General features: G+C 35.5%; 16 protein-coding genes. 10 read left to right on the top strand and 6 right to left on the bottom strand.

Annotation, left to right across the window (positions count from 1 at the left end; translation table 11 throughout):
• Positions 1-6: 6 nt before the first annotated feature.
• On the bottom strand, positions 7-495 hold the full coding sequence (locus ACIQ1H_RS08825) for a hypothetical protein (RefSeq protein ID WP_402888131.1): 489 nt from the start codon (positions 493-495) through the stop codon (positions 7-9).
• Positions 496-784: 289 nt separating this feature from the next.
• Between ACIQ1H_RS08825 and ACIQ1H_RS08820 the strand changes: the two genes are divergently transcribed.
• The gene (locus tag ACIQ1H_RS08820; protein WP_402888129.1) at positions 785-1483 is read left to right on the top strand and encodes a nuclease-related domain-containing protein; all 699 of its coding nucleotides are present in this window, start codon (positions 785-787) and stop codon (positions 1481-1483) included.
• A 259-nt stretch (positions 1484-1742) separates the two neighbouring features.
• On the top strand, positions 1743-2936 hold the full coding sequence (locus ACIQ1H_RS08815) for an MFS transporter (RefSeq protein WP_402888128.1): 1194 nt from the start codon (positions 1743-1745) through the stop codon (positions 2934-2936).
• Positions 2937-3006: 70 nt separating this feature from the next.
• On the opposite strand, the gene ACIQ1H_RS08810 is transcribed toward ACIQ1H_RS08815, so the two are convergent.
• Entirely contained in the window at positions 3007-4251 is a 1245-nt protein-coding gene (locus tag ACIQ1H_RS08810; protein WP_402888126.1) for a ferredoxin reductase family protein, read from the bottom strand.
• 182 nt (positions 4252-4433) lie between these two features.
• On the opposite strand from ACIQ1H_RS08810, the gene ACIQ1H_RS08805 reads away from it, so the two are divergent.
• Positions 4434-4922 carry a metal-dependent hydrolase gene (locus ACIQ1H_RS08805; RefSeq protein WP_402888124.1) on the top strand — a complete coding sequence of 163 codons (489 nt, stop codon included), beginning with the start codon at positions 4434-4436 and terminating at the stop codon, positions 4920-4922.
• A 98-nt stretch (positions 4923-5020) separates the two neighbouring features.
• On the opposite strand, the gene ACIQ1H_RS08800 is transcribed toward ACIQ1H_RS08805, so the two are convergent.
• On the bottom strand, positions 5021-5842 hold the full coding sequence (locus ACIQ1H_RS08800; RefSeq protein ID WP_172771010.1) for a squalene/phytoene synthase family protein: 822 nt from the start codon (positions 5840-5842) through the stop codon (positions 5021-5023).
• 267 nt (positions 5843-6109) lie between these two features.
• Between ACIQ1H_RS08800 and ACIQ1H_RS08795 the strand changes: the two genes are divergently transcribed.
• The 5 genes from ACIQ1H_RS08795 to ACIQ1H_RS08775 all read left to right on the top strand — a co-directional run bounded on the left by ACIQ1H_RS08795 (position 6110) and on the right by ACIQ1H_RS08775 (position 9194).
• Complete coding sequence (locus ACIQ1H_RS08795; protein ID WP_172771011.1) at positions 6110-6844, top strand: SDR family NAD(P)-dependent oxidoreductase; 735 nt, start codon at positions 6110-6112, stop codon at positions 6842-6844.
• A 436-nt stretch (positions 6845-7280) separates the two neighbouring features.
• Positions 7281-8117: a type II pantothenate kinase gene (gene coaW, locus ACIQ1H_RS08790; protein ID WP_172771012.1), complete on the top strand. Its 837-nt coding sequence runs from the start codon at positions 7281-7283 to the stop codon at positions 8115-8117.
• 201 nt (positions 8118-8318) lie between these two features.
• Positions 8319-8543 (top strand): hypothetical protein, encoded by a 225-nt coding sequence (locus tag ACIQ1H_RS08785; RefSeq protein ID WP_172771013.1) that lies wholly within the window; start codon positions 8319-8321, stop codon positions 8541-8543.
• 17 nt (positions 8544-8560) lie between these two features.
• A complete protein-coding gene (locus ACIQ1H_RS08780) occupies positions 8561-8701 on the top strand; it encodes a hypothetical protein (RefSeq protein WP_172771014.1) in 141 nt (46 codons plus the stop codon).
• A 169-nt stretch (positions 8702-8870) separates the two neighbouring features.
• Positions 8871-9194, top strand: coding sequence for a DUF3889 domain-containing protein (locus ACIQ1H_RS08775; protein WP_402888121.1), 324 nt, complete (start codon positions 8871-8873; stop codon positions 9192-9194).
• Between the two features lie 29 nt (positions 9195-9223).
• Here ACIQ1H_RS08775 and ACIQ1H_RS08770 read toward each other — a convergent pair whose 3' ends face one another.
• Positions 9224-9778 carry a DJ-1/PfpI family protein gene (locus ACIQ1H_RS08770; RefSeq protein WP_402888119.1) on the bottom strand — a complete coding sequence of 185 codons (555 nt, stop codon included), beginning with the start codon at positions 9776-9778 and terminating at the stop codon, positions 9224-9226.
• Between the two features lie 262 nt (positions 9779-10040).
• Between ACIQ1H_RS08770 and ACIQ1H_RS08765 the strand changes: the two genes are divergently transcribed.
• Complete coding sequence (locus ACIQ1H_RS08765; RefSeq protein WP_337981605.1) at positions 10041-10439, top strand: MarR family winged helix-turn-helix transcriptional regulator; 399 nt, start codon at positions 10041-10043, stop codon at positions 10437-10439.
• Between the two features lie 5 nt (positions 10440-10444).
• Positions 10445-11635, top strand: coding sequence for an MFS transporter (locus tag ACIQ1H_RS08760; RefSeq protein WP_402888116.1), 1191 nt, complete (start codon positions 10445-10447; stop codon positions 11633-11635).
• A gap of 187 nt (positions 11636-11822) precedes the next feature.
• On the opposite strand, the gene ACIQ1H_RS08755 is transcribed toward ACIQ1H_RS08760, so the two are convergent.
• Complete coding sequence (locus ACIQ1H_RS08755; protein WP_172771018.1) at positions 11823-12449, bottom strand: C40 family peptidase; 627 nt, start codon at positions 12447-12449, stop codon at positions 11823-11825.
• A 194-nt stretch (positions 12450-12643) separates the two neighbouring features.
• Complete coding sequence (gene hmpA, locus ACIQ1H_RS08750) at positions 12644-13852, bottom strand: NO-inducible flavohemoprotein (RefSeq protein ID WP_337981604.1); 1209 nt, start codon at positions 13850-13852, stop codon at positions 12644-12646.
• Between the last annotated feature and the right edge of the window lie 237 nt (positions 13853-14089).

The raw sequence follows: 14089 nt of genomic DNA, 5'->3' as shown, positions 1-14089 counted from the left end.
GGTCGCCTATACTATGAATGGACGTTTCATACGCATTAAGCCGTAAATGGCAAAGAATAAGCCACAAGTAATAAGTGATAAAATCATATAGAGAACAGCTTTTCCTGTCTCTCCCGTCCAACGGTATAAGAGACGATAGGTATAATAAATCCAATAGCAAAACATAGCGAGAGACGCGATTATACCAACTACAGGAACAAAGGAAACGATAAATAGACCTGCATAAATTAAGGTTGTTTTTTTAGCAGCTGCACGAATTGTTACATCGTCATCACCATTAGCAGTTAGAAGAAATAAACTGTAAATATTTATAATTGGAATCCACGCGATATAAGCAATGTCGCTAAAGCCATTTGTTTTAGATGCCATAAAATAAATTAGTGCATTCACAATATAGCCAATAATTAAAAATACAAAAAATATTAAAAAGAACACAACCATAAAGCCACCAAAGACTGCATCATAATCACTATAATACGGATCATAATAATTCAACAAAAAACCTCCCTTTCAACAGATTTAATAATTAACTTAGGATGCAAAATCCAAGTCATTTCTCAAAAAATTTTTAGTAATATTCCAAGATGAAAACACTAAATATTTCAGAGAACATTAAATCACTTTATGAAATGGTCGAGTTTTTCATGCTATGTAAATAAAAAATACGCGTTATTTAGAAAATATTGGTATAATTGTGTAATGAATGATTTGTGCTTTGACTTCGCGAACTAATTGAGGGACTTAAAAAAAGACTAAAAAACTTATTATGAGGAGGGAAGAATTTGTGTACATTATTTTCTTGCTAATAGTCATTTTAATGGCCATATCAATTATTTATTTTAAGCAAAAAAACTATCGAGTAAGCATTTACTATGCACTAACGAAATACAGCCTGTTTAACGTAATATTTGATAAAGGAAAGTATGGAGAGTATTTAACATCACGTATAATAGAAAAGTATGCTTTAAAAAGTCATAAGCAATTATTTAATGTGTATATTCAAAAAAAGAATTCAAATGATTGGACGGAAGTGGACCTACTTTATATAGATCGGACTGGTTTATACGTAATAGAGTCTAAAAACTATAGCGGTTGGATTTTTGGTAATGAAAAACAAAGCCAATGGACACAAACAATGCCTAATAATAAAAAATTTAAATTTTACAACCCAATACGTCAAAATGCTACCCACATGAGAGCAATTCAAAATTTTTTAGGACTACCAGATGATGCTTTACATTCTGTTATTGTTTTTAGTGAGCGTTGTCAGTTAAAAAAAATTGAGGTACAGTCTGAAAATGTACATGTGTTAAAGCGAGACAATTTAAGGCATTTTATAGATACCCGCAATCAATCAAGTAAGCCAATTTTCACACAAAGTGATATTGAAGCCATTTATACGAAACTACTACCACAAATGCACGTAACAGAGGTGGTAAAAGCGCAACACCTTCAAACCATTCAACAGAAATATAAAAATTAGTACTGATTTTTGATAATAAAAAGGCATAAGCTTTTCTACAGAATTACAAATACATACAAAAATTAAGATAAATCTAATTCCCCCAAGATTTATTTGTTAGAGAAAAGGAGGCAAGTTTGCATGTGTAGTCCAATTTAAAAACCCCCATTCTAATGATTTTTATTTCGTGAAAAATGGGGGAGGCAAGTATACATGAACAGTCCAATTTAAAAATCACCCATTTCAATTAAGCTAACTTTTTGAAAATGGGGGATTGTTTATGAAATTGGGTAGAAACTTTTCATTATTATTAATCGGTCAATCACTGGCAAATATAGGTGATGTTTTATATATAGTGAGCATTATCCATTTAATTTATAATATAACGGATTCGGCTATTGCAGCCTCCTTTGTACCATTTACAATTGCTTCGTCAATGTTTGTATCAAGTATTTTGACGCCGCTTTTGTTTGAAAAGGTGAATTTAAAATGGTTAATGGCAGGATCTCAAATAGGAAAGACATGTTTAATATTTTTATTAGGGCTACTGTTGTATGTAACAACAGCAACTAATTTTTACTTGATGTTTATTGTCATAAGTATGATTGCATTTCTCGATGGCTGTGCGAATCCAATAAGACAGACATTGGTTCCGCATTATGTACAAGAAGAACAATTGTTGAAGGCAAATGGCATTGATGAAGCGGTAACGCAATTTATTCAAACAGTTATGTGGTTCGTAGGCAGCCTATTTTTACTTTTTCTAAGTTCCCAACAAGTAGTTTGGGTAGTAGGCTGTTTGTTTATAATAGCCAGTATTATCTTATGTTTGTTAGAAAATGTTGATCATCAATCATTTACCCAACAAGGGAAACTAACACAAGTTATAAAAGGCTGGAAATTACTTTGGCATACTCCAGTGTTAAGAAGGGTTGTTTGGATCGATTTTCTTGAGTCAATCGCTGGTACAGTTTGGATTGCTGCGATTATATTGGTATTTGTCACAGATGCTTTACAAGTTGACGAGCAATGGTGGGGCTTTTTGAATGGCACATTTTTTGTAGGTTTAATAACAGGAAGCGTTTATTGTGTTAAATATAACGCCTTTATTGAACGGCAATTAGCGAAAGTAATGTTTATTGGTTCTTTGTGTATGTTTATGGCAACGATTTTGTTTAGCTTAAACAGTTTTCCAACTATCGCCTTATTCCTAACTTTTTGTGTTGGCGTTTTTGGACAAATAAAAAGCATCCCACAACATACTGTTATTCAAAGAAGTGTTCCAAAAGGAGAACTGTCCTCTGTATTTACCTCTTTAAGTGCTATTTCAACTGGTGCGTTTGGCATTTCTTCTCTCATGATGGGGATTATTGCTGATGTTATAGGGGTAAGAGCAGTGTTTATGATATCAGGTCTATTACTTGCTGTCGTATGTGTCATCATAGTGAAAAATAAGCATTTGTTTAATCGCTAAATGAGGCGAATGAAAACAAACGAAAGAGGCTACCATCCCTACTAATGGATGTAGCCTCTTTTTTTGATCTTTATTTAAATTTAAAGGCTTCATAGTTGATGTCGATAGCGCTATAGTTGGATTTAAAATGCTTGATGAAGTGCTTCACCATTTTCTCAGGTCCACACAAAAAGATGCTCGTATTTACGGGCACTGCATATTGCTTGAAAGTAAGTCTATCCATAGTGGTCGTATCAATAAAATGAACCTTAAAATGCGTATTGTTTTCTGCGTAATTTTGTAAAAAATCTTTATAGATAGCATCATGTGGCCCGTGGAATGTATAAAATAATTCAATTTCCCGATCGGTAGGATGCGCTTGTAAATAGGATAAAAAAGGTGTAATACCTATACCACCAGCTATCCATATTTGCTTTTGATGCCCTTTGTCAAAGTTTAGATGACCGTAGGGGCCTTCTATGGCTACTTGTGTACCCACTTGTAATTTTGTATTTACCTCTTTCGTAAAATCGCCAAGTGACTTAATTGTTACAAAAATTTTTTGTCCATCTCCACCTGAAATTGAGAAGGGGTGTGGTGCTTTTTCGAAGCCTGTTTGGAATATTTTTATAAAAATATACTGACCAGCTCGATAAGAAAGTTTTTGATCTAAAGTAAATTGTATTTCAACAGCATTCCCACCCTTTTTTTGAATACCTGTTACTTTCCCTGTGTGTTTAAATTGCATATCCTGATACATTGAAAGCATATATAAAGCGGACATTGTCCCTATAGTGGCCGTTATCGCTGTAAAAATGGCTAGTGGTGTTGCTTGAAATAAATTATATTTGCTAGAAAAATAAGCATGGTACAGACCTAAAGCATATGGAATAAGCAATAAACGGTGAATAAATCGCCAATGCTCATATTTCAGAAATTTTGCAAGAAGTGCAATGGCAATTAACACAAGAAAGCCATATTGTGCAAGTGCACCAAGTTGCTTTGCTAATTCTCTGAACGGAGTTTCTAACCCATTTTCCTTTTGCGGTAACATGCCCTGTAACTGGCTGTGTATAAATACTAACCCTAACGATAGAATCGCCAAATACTTGTGATATTTGTAGACATGTTCTAAGCCACAAAACCATCGTTCGAGAATCTTACTTCGTGTTGATAGTAAAAATACAAGGAAGAACCCTGTAATCGCCAAGCCACCAACAATATGGCTGATCCTATTTAACTCACTTATCGTTTCAATCGGCTTGGTACAATACCAAAGTAATGCACTCCCAATCATAGTAATGAAAATAAATAGCAAACCTTTATATGTTTTCATAGTTACCTCCAGTAGTCATTTTTCTCCGTTCGACCTACTAGATATACACTTGTTTCATATTTTTTTAATTAGCATCAAAATCACAAAAAAATAAAACGTATGTTTGGAATGTATGTTCTCTTTTGGAGGATAATATGTTACATTAGGAAAGTGAAATTTCAATACATAGAGAGGAAGTCATTATGCAAGGGAATACACACATCGTTGGAGGCATCACAGCTAGCCTTGCTTTTGCTCAAATTTCAAATGATAATCCATTCGTATTAGTTGGAGCGGGTGTTATCGGTGCTTTACTTCCCGATATTTGCCATGGCGGAAGTAAAATTGGGCGGACATTTCCCATTATCTCAAAAATTGTTAATAAGCTATTTGGACATCGATCCTTTACACATAGTTTACTGTTTTTGTGTCTTGTAGCAACACTGTTACACACAATAATCCCGTATGAATCGATTATTGTAGGGATTTTACTAGGCATGATAAGTCATATTGTTCTCGATATGGGGACGAAACAAGGGGTGAAGCTATTTTTCCCGATAAACTTGTCAGTGCGCTTGCCATTAACAACAAAAACTGGCGGAAAAGTAGAAAAGGTCGTCTTTACATTGTTATCGGTCCTTGCACTTTATTTCAGTTATGAGCTAATTAATCGGTTCATTAGCGTTATTTGAACAACAAAGCCCTTGTGTGAGTTTTCTCAACACAAGGGCTTTTGACTTTTTATAAATTGTAGTGAATTGTGCGAATTGTTTCGGTGTCAGGCACCGCGTTAATCCGCTTGAACTTCTTCTACTGTTTGCTCTACTTCAGCGCGCGTCATTTTTTCACGGCCATCTTGCATTGCTTTTAATGTTTTATGTGCTAGAGCAAGGGGAAGACGACAGAACAATAAAATCGTACGCTTATTGATTGCCTTCATATATAAATCTGCTTTCGCTAGATTTTCCTCAGCGTAGGCAAATAAATCTTCACGTGTCCACCCGTCTGGCACAAAGCTTACACCACGCTCGTCTAAATCTTCATGCTGATTACGTAAAATATTGACGGCTTGTAGTCCACGTCCATAGCCAATAGCTAAGTCGCGATCTGTTTGAACGTCCGCACCCCATGCCCATAACTCTGACAACATTGTCCCAACGAGCCCTGCAACATAGTATGTATAATCATCCAAATCTTCACGTGTATGCACTTGCCAGTTTGCTTTTGCCCATTTGGCCATACCAAATGCCATTTCACTTGTGGATGCTTTGACAATTTCTCGAGAGCCATCTGGACAAAATGTTAGCCAATCCGCTAAACGAAGGGAAACTTCGGGTAATTGTTCAGCATATGGAGCTAATAAAGCATTATAGGCTGCTGCATCGAAGTCATTTTTTAATAATTCACTTGTAGCGGAAAGTAAATCGAATTTTACATCATTCGAAAGTTCTTCATGGTCTTCGATTTCGTCAATAGCACGCATCGCTAAATATGCCGCAGCAACTGACATTTTTAAATCATTTTTTAAAAAAGTAATTGGTATATAAAATGTGCGACTCGTTTCTTTTAAAACTTGCATCGCTTCTTTATAAAGTGTTTTTTGATCTTTCACTTCTTTTTCCTCCGTTCAAATAGTCAAGCCTCTATGTATATCGTATCGCAAAAGTGAAGAAAGTGAAAACAGATTGTTCAAATTTCGTACATATTCTTTGAAAACGCTTCATAAATATGATAAAGTTTATTAGTAAACTATTTAAACCTATACAGTTTAATATATAACTGTATCCGTTTTAAAGAGCTAGGCGACTGTTAGTATTTAACTTACATAACAACGCTCAATACGCTTAGGCGAAATAGAAGAGAGAGGAAGTTTTTAAAAATGGGACGTTTAGACAACAAAATCGCAATTATTACAGGTGGCGCATCAGGAATGGGCGCTTCAATGGCAGAACTATTCACTAAAGAAGGCGCTATCGTAATTGCTGCTGATATTAACGAAGAAAATTTAGCTAAAATTTCTGAATTAGAAAATGTAGAAGGCATGAAATTAGATGTTTCTTCTGATGAAAACTGGGCTGAATTTACAAAAGCAGTTGTTGAAAAATATGGTCGTATCGATATTTTAATCAACAATGCAGGTATTTCTTCACAAAAATCTCCACAAGATATTACAGACCAAGATTGGGCTATTATGCACAAAATTAACTCATTTGGTCCTTTCTTAGGTATTAAACACGTTTCTAAATACATGAAAGAAGCTGGAAAAGGCTCAATCGTTAATACATCATCATACACTGCTATTATCGGTTCTGGCTTAAACTCATATACAGCATCAAAAGGTTCTTTACGCGCAATCGCACGTGCTGCTGCAGCTGAATTAGGTAGATCTAACATTCGTGTAAATACTGTATTCCCTGGAGTAATTGAAACACCAATGACTGCTAACATCGGTCAATTTAAAGAAGCAATGGACATGTTAGTTCGTGCTACTCCAATGGGTCGTCTTGGACAACCAGAAGAAGTTGCAAACGCTATTTTATTCTTAGCATCTGATGAAGCTTCTTACATCACAGGTGGCGAGCTTGTAATTGATGGCGGATACTCTGCACAATAATTTAAGCTTTTGAAAAATGTGTTATATAGAAAAAAGAGTCGACTGTTCTGACAGCGGCTCTTTTTTTACATAAAAAGTAAATATATGTTGGATTTATCTATTAATTATGCTATTTTTCATGTTTTTTTTCATGAAAGTTTGCCAAGTTATTGCACAATCATTTCAACAGCGGTAAAGTTTAGGAAGGGCGAATATTCAATTGCGCCTCGGCTTAATTATCGCTGACGTTTCGCTTTCGCGCAGAACCAGTGTGTCAGGATTTTGAATTGTGCATACACAATAAACTCCTTTCGAAATCCTTGACGATCGCCAGAGGCATGAACTTTAATCAGTTAGCGTTTTAGACACTCACTGAATAAAAGAGTAAACTAGTATTCATCTAACCATCTATTTAGGTAGGAAATTTTTCTACTGAATAAAGTTAAAGGAGAATGGTATGCCAAAGGCTATAGGTATTGATGCAGGCGGCACATTGACGAAGGTTGCCTACTTAGACGAGCACAACGAACTTGTTTTAACAACTTTTCCGTCAAATGATTTGCAGACTGTAATGGAGTGGATTAAAAATAATCCAGATATTGAGGATATTGGAGTTACGGGGGGACGTACAGAACAATTACTTGATGTCATAAAAACAATGAAATCGATTCATTATATAGTAGAATTTGAAGCTACATTGAAGGGTGTTCGTTTTTTACTAAATAAAGAAGGATATTTCTTCGAGCGTAGTATGATTACCAATATTGGAACGGGAACTTCCATTCATTACATGGAAGATAATACACATATTCGTGTTGGTGGTACAGGCGTAGGCGGTGGAACATTGATTGGATTGTCAGCGCTTACAACTGGAATTACGGATTACAATGAAATCCGTGAGATGGCTACTAGAGGTAATCGAGAAGGTGTAGATTTGCTTGTGAAAGATATTTATCAAGGCATGGATACACCAATTGATGGGCATTTGACTGCAAGCAATTTTGGTAAGGTCGGTATTACGGAGGAAGTGAAACATCCTCCAGAGGATATCATTGCGACTGTCCAAGGGCTTGTTGGTGAGGTGATCACGACGCTAAGTATTCAATATGCCGAAGAAAAGAATGCGCAGCATATCGTTTATATCGGCTCAACGCTTAGTCATAATGACCACTTAGCACATGTCATTGCCAATTATACACGCACGAAAAAGCATACGCCTGTATTTATTAATGACCACGGTTTTTCAGGTGCAGTCGGTGCTTTACTAAATATAACTGAATATACAATTGTCTAAAGGACAAATAAAAATGTACATTACTAATCATGATTGGTGATGTACATTTTTTCTATATTAAACGTAGTGAAATGACTATATTGTTTATAATTCCAGTGCTCTTTATTGTAATTTAATAATTGTATTTTCTGCCAATGCAGTTTTCCCCAAAGCATAATTCCTTCTCTCCTGAGCAAATTACAAGTAGGAGGTGAAGATGCTATGGGCAATAGAAATAACAAAAACAGTAAAAAAACAATGAATGCAAGAACCCACAATCCTTTTGGAACATACAAAAGTAAAGATTTAGATGACAGTAATAGTAATAATAACAATCCTAATGATAATCTAAACGAAGAATTCAGTGCGGAATTTGATGCCAAAGCGAAAAATAAAAACAATAAAACGAATCATGATAAAAATCAACAATCGAATAAAAAGAGCTAAATGGGAGGGAGTTAGCAATGGCAAAGAAAAGTAAAACAAGCTTTAAAAAGAAAAAGAAGGAAGATACGCATAAAAGAAATGATCGGGAAGAATATTCGGCAGAATTTAATAAAGTAATTCATAATAACCCGCAACAACCAACAACAAAAAGACATTGAAATATGAGATGCTCCAAAGATAACATCTGGAGCATTTATTTTTTGTAGTTACAGCCAAGCTATACCGATAAATACATAATAAAAGTAATGCCATTTTCTTCAATTATGCTGCGAAACCTAATGATTTTTTCTATGTTGTACAAACTATAAAAAGAAAGGAGCTCAAAATATGCGAAAATTACTTGTAGCATTTGGAATTTTTTTAATGTCTCAAGCTGTGCCGCTACACATTTTGGAAACACATGCTGAGGTAACGCCTGCCTATGCGAAGTGGGGAAAGCTTGCTATTGAAAAGACACAATCATCATACCCCAATTCGAAAATTATTGATTACTTGCATGAAGGTAGTGAATCAAATGCCGATGCAACCATTGAGAAATTTAAGCTTTGGTTAAAAGAGGGAGACAAAGAATTCGGTGTCTATGTAAGGATTAAGTATATAACTGAAACACAAAAAGTGTTGGATATTGAGCTTCAAGAAACAGCTAAATAGAGGATGCCAATTTGGCATCCTCTACCTCTTTAAGCTTCTAATTTTTGAATAAATTCCCGCATTAATCCAGGTAAATCAGGCCAAGCATGACCACTAACAAGGTTGCCATCTGTGTGTAGATTTGCATCGATATACGTACCACCCGCAACTTGTACTTCTGGTTTGCAGGCAATATAAGCAGTGAGTTCACGTCCTTTAAGTAAATCTGGAATGGTTGCGAAAATTTGTGCCGCATGGCATACAGCAGCAATAGGTTTATTTGCTTCAAAGAAATGGCTAACAAGCGCTGGCACATGCTCATTTAATCGAATGTATTCAGGCGCGCGACCACCAGGGATAATTAAGCCATCAAACTTTGTCGGATCAATATCTGCAAAGGCTACCGTCGCTTCTAAGCCATACGCTGGACGCTCAATATAGGTGTCGACACCCTCAACAAAATCATGACAAACCGTTTGTAATTTTTTTACTGACGGTGCGGCAATGGATACTTCATAGCCAGCCTCTAAACAGCGGTAATATGGATAGTAAATCTCCAATGCCTCTACTGCGTCGCCTGCGATAATTAGTATATTTTTCCCCATGTTCCCATCTCCCTTTTTTAAGTCTAGTAGCTGTATTCGACATTTATTGTAAATTACCTGCTAACACTGAGAAAAGCATTGAAACACCATTAACCTTTGGAAAGTGCCACGAAACGCACGAAAACCGCCAACAAAACCAGTTGAAAACGCCAAAAATAATCAACCAATCGCTAATAAAAGCAAAAACAACTTACTTTACAACAGAAAAAATGAGGCGTATAGTATTTATTTAGCTAGGTAAACAAATAAGGAGAGTGATTATATGAATCCCGTTTTCCATGCTTTATTTCAAAAAAGTCGCTATTTAACAAATTGTTTGAATGAAGTATTGAAACAGCATCAGTTGTATAGCTCACAATGGACCATTTTATATTGCTTACATACACATGGTCCAATGACTTTGACTCAAATTTGGAAATATTTAAATGTCGAAGCGCCAAGTGTAACGAGAGCTATATCCAGGCTTGAAACGTTAGGCTGGGTGGAACGAATCGATGGAGAAGATAAGCGCGAAAAAATTGTAACTTTATCAGTAATGGCTGAGGAGCGTCTACCGACTATTACGGAAACGATATTAACGTTTGAGGAAGAAATGGTAGGGTCACTCACAGTAGAAGAGCAGACACAATTTATAAATCTATTGCAAAAAATGAAAGGTTGATTGAAGTGCAGCAAGAAGGCAACACACAAATATGGACGAAGCGGTTCATTAGTTTATTTGTAACAAATATATCGGTATTTTTTGTTTTTTACGGTTTGGTAACAACTTTGCCATTGTATGCGATCGGGGAGCTACACCAAACAGATAAAGAAGCTGGGTTACTATTATCAGGTTTCTTATTATCAGCAATTATAGTACGTCCGTTTTCAGGTAAATTATTAGATGTATTCGGCAAAAAAAAGCTTTTAGTCATTGCGATTATAGGTTATTTTTTATGTACGATATTATATTTATTTATTCATCCATTTGGGCTATTACTAGCTTTACGATTTGTACAAGGGATTTTCTTTAGTATTATTACGACAGCTGCAGGTTCTTTAGCGGCAGATATAGTACCTGTAAGTCGCAAAGGAGCAGGGCTAGGTTATTTTACAATGTCCACGAATTTAGCTGTTGTCATCGGTCCATTTATCGGACTACTCCTTATTCAATATAGTAGTTTCAATGTATTATTTATCGTAATGAGTATTTGTGTTTTAGCAGGTGGTATTTTAGCTGTAACGATTAATACAGAAGATTTACCGAAACCTGAACATCAAGGAAAACTAACTTTTAAATTCAATGATTTATTTGAACGAAAAGCGTTACCAGTAGCGGCTATTGCCAGCTTAGTAGCATTTGCCTACGCTAGTGTATTATCATTTTTGTCAGTGTACGCGCAGCAAAAGGATCTCATGGCAGTTGCAAGTTTCTTCTATGCCGTGTTTGCGGCAGCTATGTTGATTACACGACCTTATACTGGTAAGCTTTATGATACAAAAGGTCCGCAATTTGTAATTATCCCTGGCATTATTTCGTTTGCAATTGGATTAATTCTCCTTGCAAATGTTTCAGGACCCGCGTTATTCTTATTTTCGGCAGTTTTTGTTGGATTTGGCTACGGCGCTGTAACAACAAGCTTACAAGCATTAGCTGTCCAATCAACAGCACATACACGTAGTGGCTACGCAACGGCAACATACTTTACAATGTTTGACCTTGGTATTGCCCTTGGCTCATATATATTAGGAATGGTTGCAGTGCAAGTAGGGTATGGTTCTGTGTATTTAACAGGTGCAGGCGTACTAGCCATTGTCTTTATCATATATTTACTACGCTTAGCAAAAATAAAATCGAAAAAGGTAGCACATATTTAGTAGGAAAAAATCATGGATAATCCTTGGAATCGCCGATAGCCTCGGGTAAATCGCCGATAGCCCTAGGCATATCGCCGATAAACCAATAAAAAGCGCCCATTACTATTGTAAAGGGCGTTTTTATATTGGATTTTTACGTAAATCTATAAAAAAACAGTTAGAACATGCCTAACTGCTTTCTTAAAAATTATAAACGGCCGTAACCTACAAAATATTTCTTCCAGTAGGTGCTGTTAATGTTAGCGATGCTAACGCCACCGTCACTTGCATTAATCATTTGGTTATTTCCGATATAAATACCCGCATGAGATATACCGGCTTTATAAGTGTTAGCGAAAAATACTAAATCACCTACTTGCGGTGAACTTACTTTCTTCGCTGCAACATAAAAACCAGCTGCTGATTTACGGCTCGTTGAAATACCAGCATTATTATATACATATGTGATATAACCTGAGCAGTCAAAACCTGTGCTCGGTTTACTGCCACCAAATGTATATTTTACACCTAATTGCTGTTTAGCAATTTGGATAAGGTTTGCGGGTGTTTTAGAAGGCGTGCTAGGCGCCTTATTAGCCGTGCTATTTAGCGTTAATTTTTGACCAACTCGAATATTTGAAGAAGTTAGGTTATTCCAACTCATCAAAGTTTGATAAGAGATGCCATTTTGAGTGGCAATCTTCCATAGGGAATCCCCAGATTTAACTGTATATGTTGCAGCTGATGCTGTGTCGATTGTTGAAAAAAGTACAGAAGAGCCTAAAGCTAATACTGCTAATTTCATCCCCCACTTATTTCGTTTTTTCTTTTGCATTATATGTATCCTCCTAAAAACATTAAAACGTATTACTTGGTACATTAATGATATTAACATGCTTATATTACAGTTCTATGTCAACAAAATAACATTAAGGATACAATTAAAATAATATTGAAGTAATTTTTAGAGAGAGTAAGACTTAAGTATCAAAAAACTAGCCTTGCGCATTGCAGGGCTAGTTCTTTTTTTTATTTTGTATTTAATTGTAGAGCAGGACCGAAAAATTCATAATGAATTTGACTATCATCGATATTGCATTCATGTAAAGCGTTAATCGTTGTTTCCATAAATGGTGTTGGTCCACAAATGTACACTTGAGTATCTTTTGTTAAAAGAGGGCGAAGTACGTTCGCGTTAATGTACTCATTTTTTTCAGAGTATAACACTTTATGATGTGCATTACTGTCTTTTTTGAATACACTGAATAACTTGCTTAAACCTGTCGGGCCGTTTAATGCGTTCATTTTATTTTGAATGTCTTCATGGAAAGCAAGGACATGTTCATTACGTGCACATTGAATGAATGTAACGTTCTCTTTATTTTGAATCGTTTGTAACATAGCATTTAAAGGTGTTACGCCAATGCCACCACTAATGAATAGCACTGGTGCATTTGTTGCTTCATATGTGAAAACACCTGCTGGCGCACTAACGTCAATCGTTGTGCCTAGTGCAGCATCATGTAAAAAGTTAGATACTTTCCCTTTAGGATTGTGCTGGCTTTCACGTTTCACAGAAATACGGAATTCTTGTTCATTACTTGGTTGAGATAAAGTATATTGACGATTTAATAAATACTCTTCACCTGGGGCAGTTACGCGAATTGAAACATATTGTCCTGGTTTATAAGCGGGTACTTTTGAACCGTCTGTTGGCTGTAAGTAGAATGATGTAACGTCATCACTTTCTTTTACAGTGCGAGCAATTTTGAACTGTTTAAATGCACGCCATCCATTATTTTGCTCTGCAGCTTTATATAAATCTTCTTCTACTGAAATAAAGATATCTGCAATTACGCCATAAGCTTTACCCCATGCTTCGATAATTTCGTCAGTTGCTGCATCACCTAATACTTCTTTAATTGCTGCAAGCAAATATTGACCCACAATTGGGTAATGCTCAGGTAAAACCCCAAGACTTACATGTTTATGTGCAATTTGCACGACTACTGGTACGATTGGTTCTAAGTTATCGATATGCTGAGCAGCTGCATAAACGGTATTTGCTAAAGCGCCTTGTTGGCGACCTTGAGTTTGGTTTGTGTGATTGAAAATATTTAATAATGAAGGATTATCTTTAAATAAGTTGCTATAGAATGTTTTTGTAATGGCTACGCCGTGCACCTCTAATACTGGTACTGTTGATTTAATAACGTTAATTGTGTGTTGATCTAACATGTTGAACACGTCCTTTCGTGATTTACTATATTCCTAAAATATCTTTAAAGCAATATATAAAATACATCTTTAACAAAATGGACACAAACATGTATCTATAATACTTCTTTTGTTTGAAATTGCTGAAAAGCTATTGTTATATTATTTTGATATAAGTAAACCGAGCGATAAAATATTGGATATATTGCCCCTTTCATGTAATTTTATTGGAATGGTCATAATATAAACTAGAATAAT

Source organism: Lysinibacillus sp. NPDC097279, assembly GCF_044761745.1.
In the GTDB taxonomy this organism is placed as follows: Bacteria; Bacillota; Bacilli; order Bacillales_A; family Planococcaceae; genus Lysinibacillus.
This window is presented reverse-complemented; position numbering and strand designations above follow the sequence as displayed.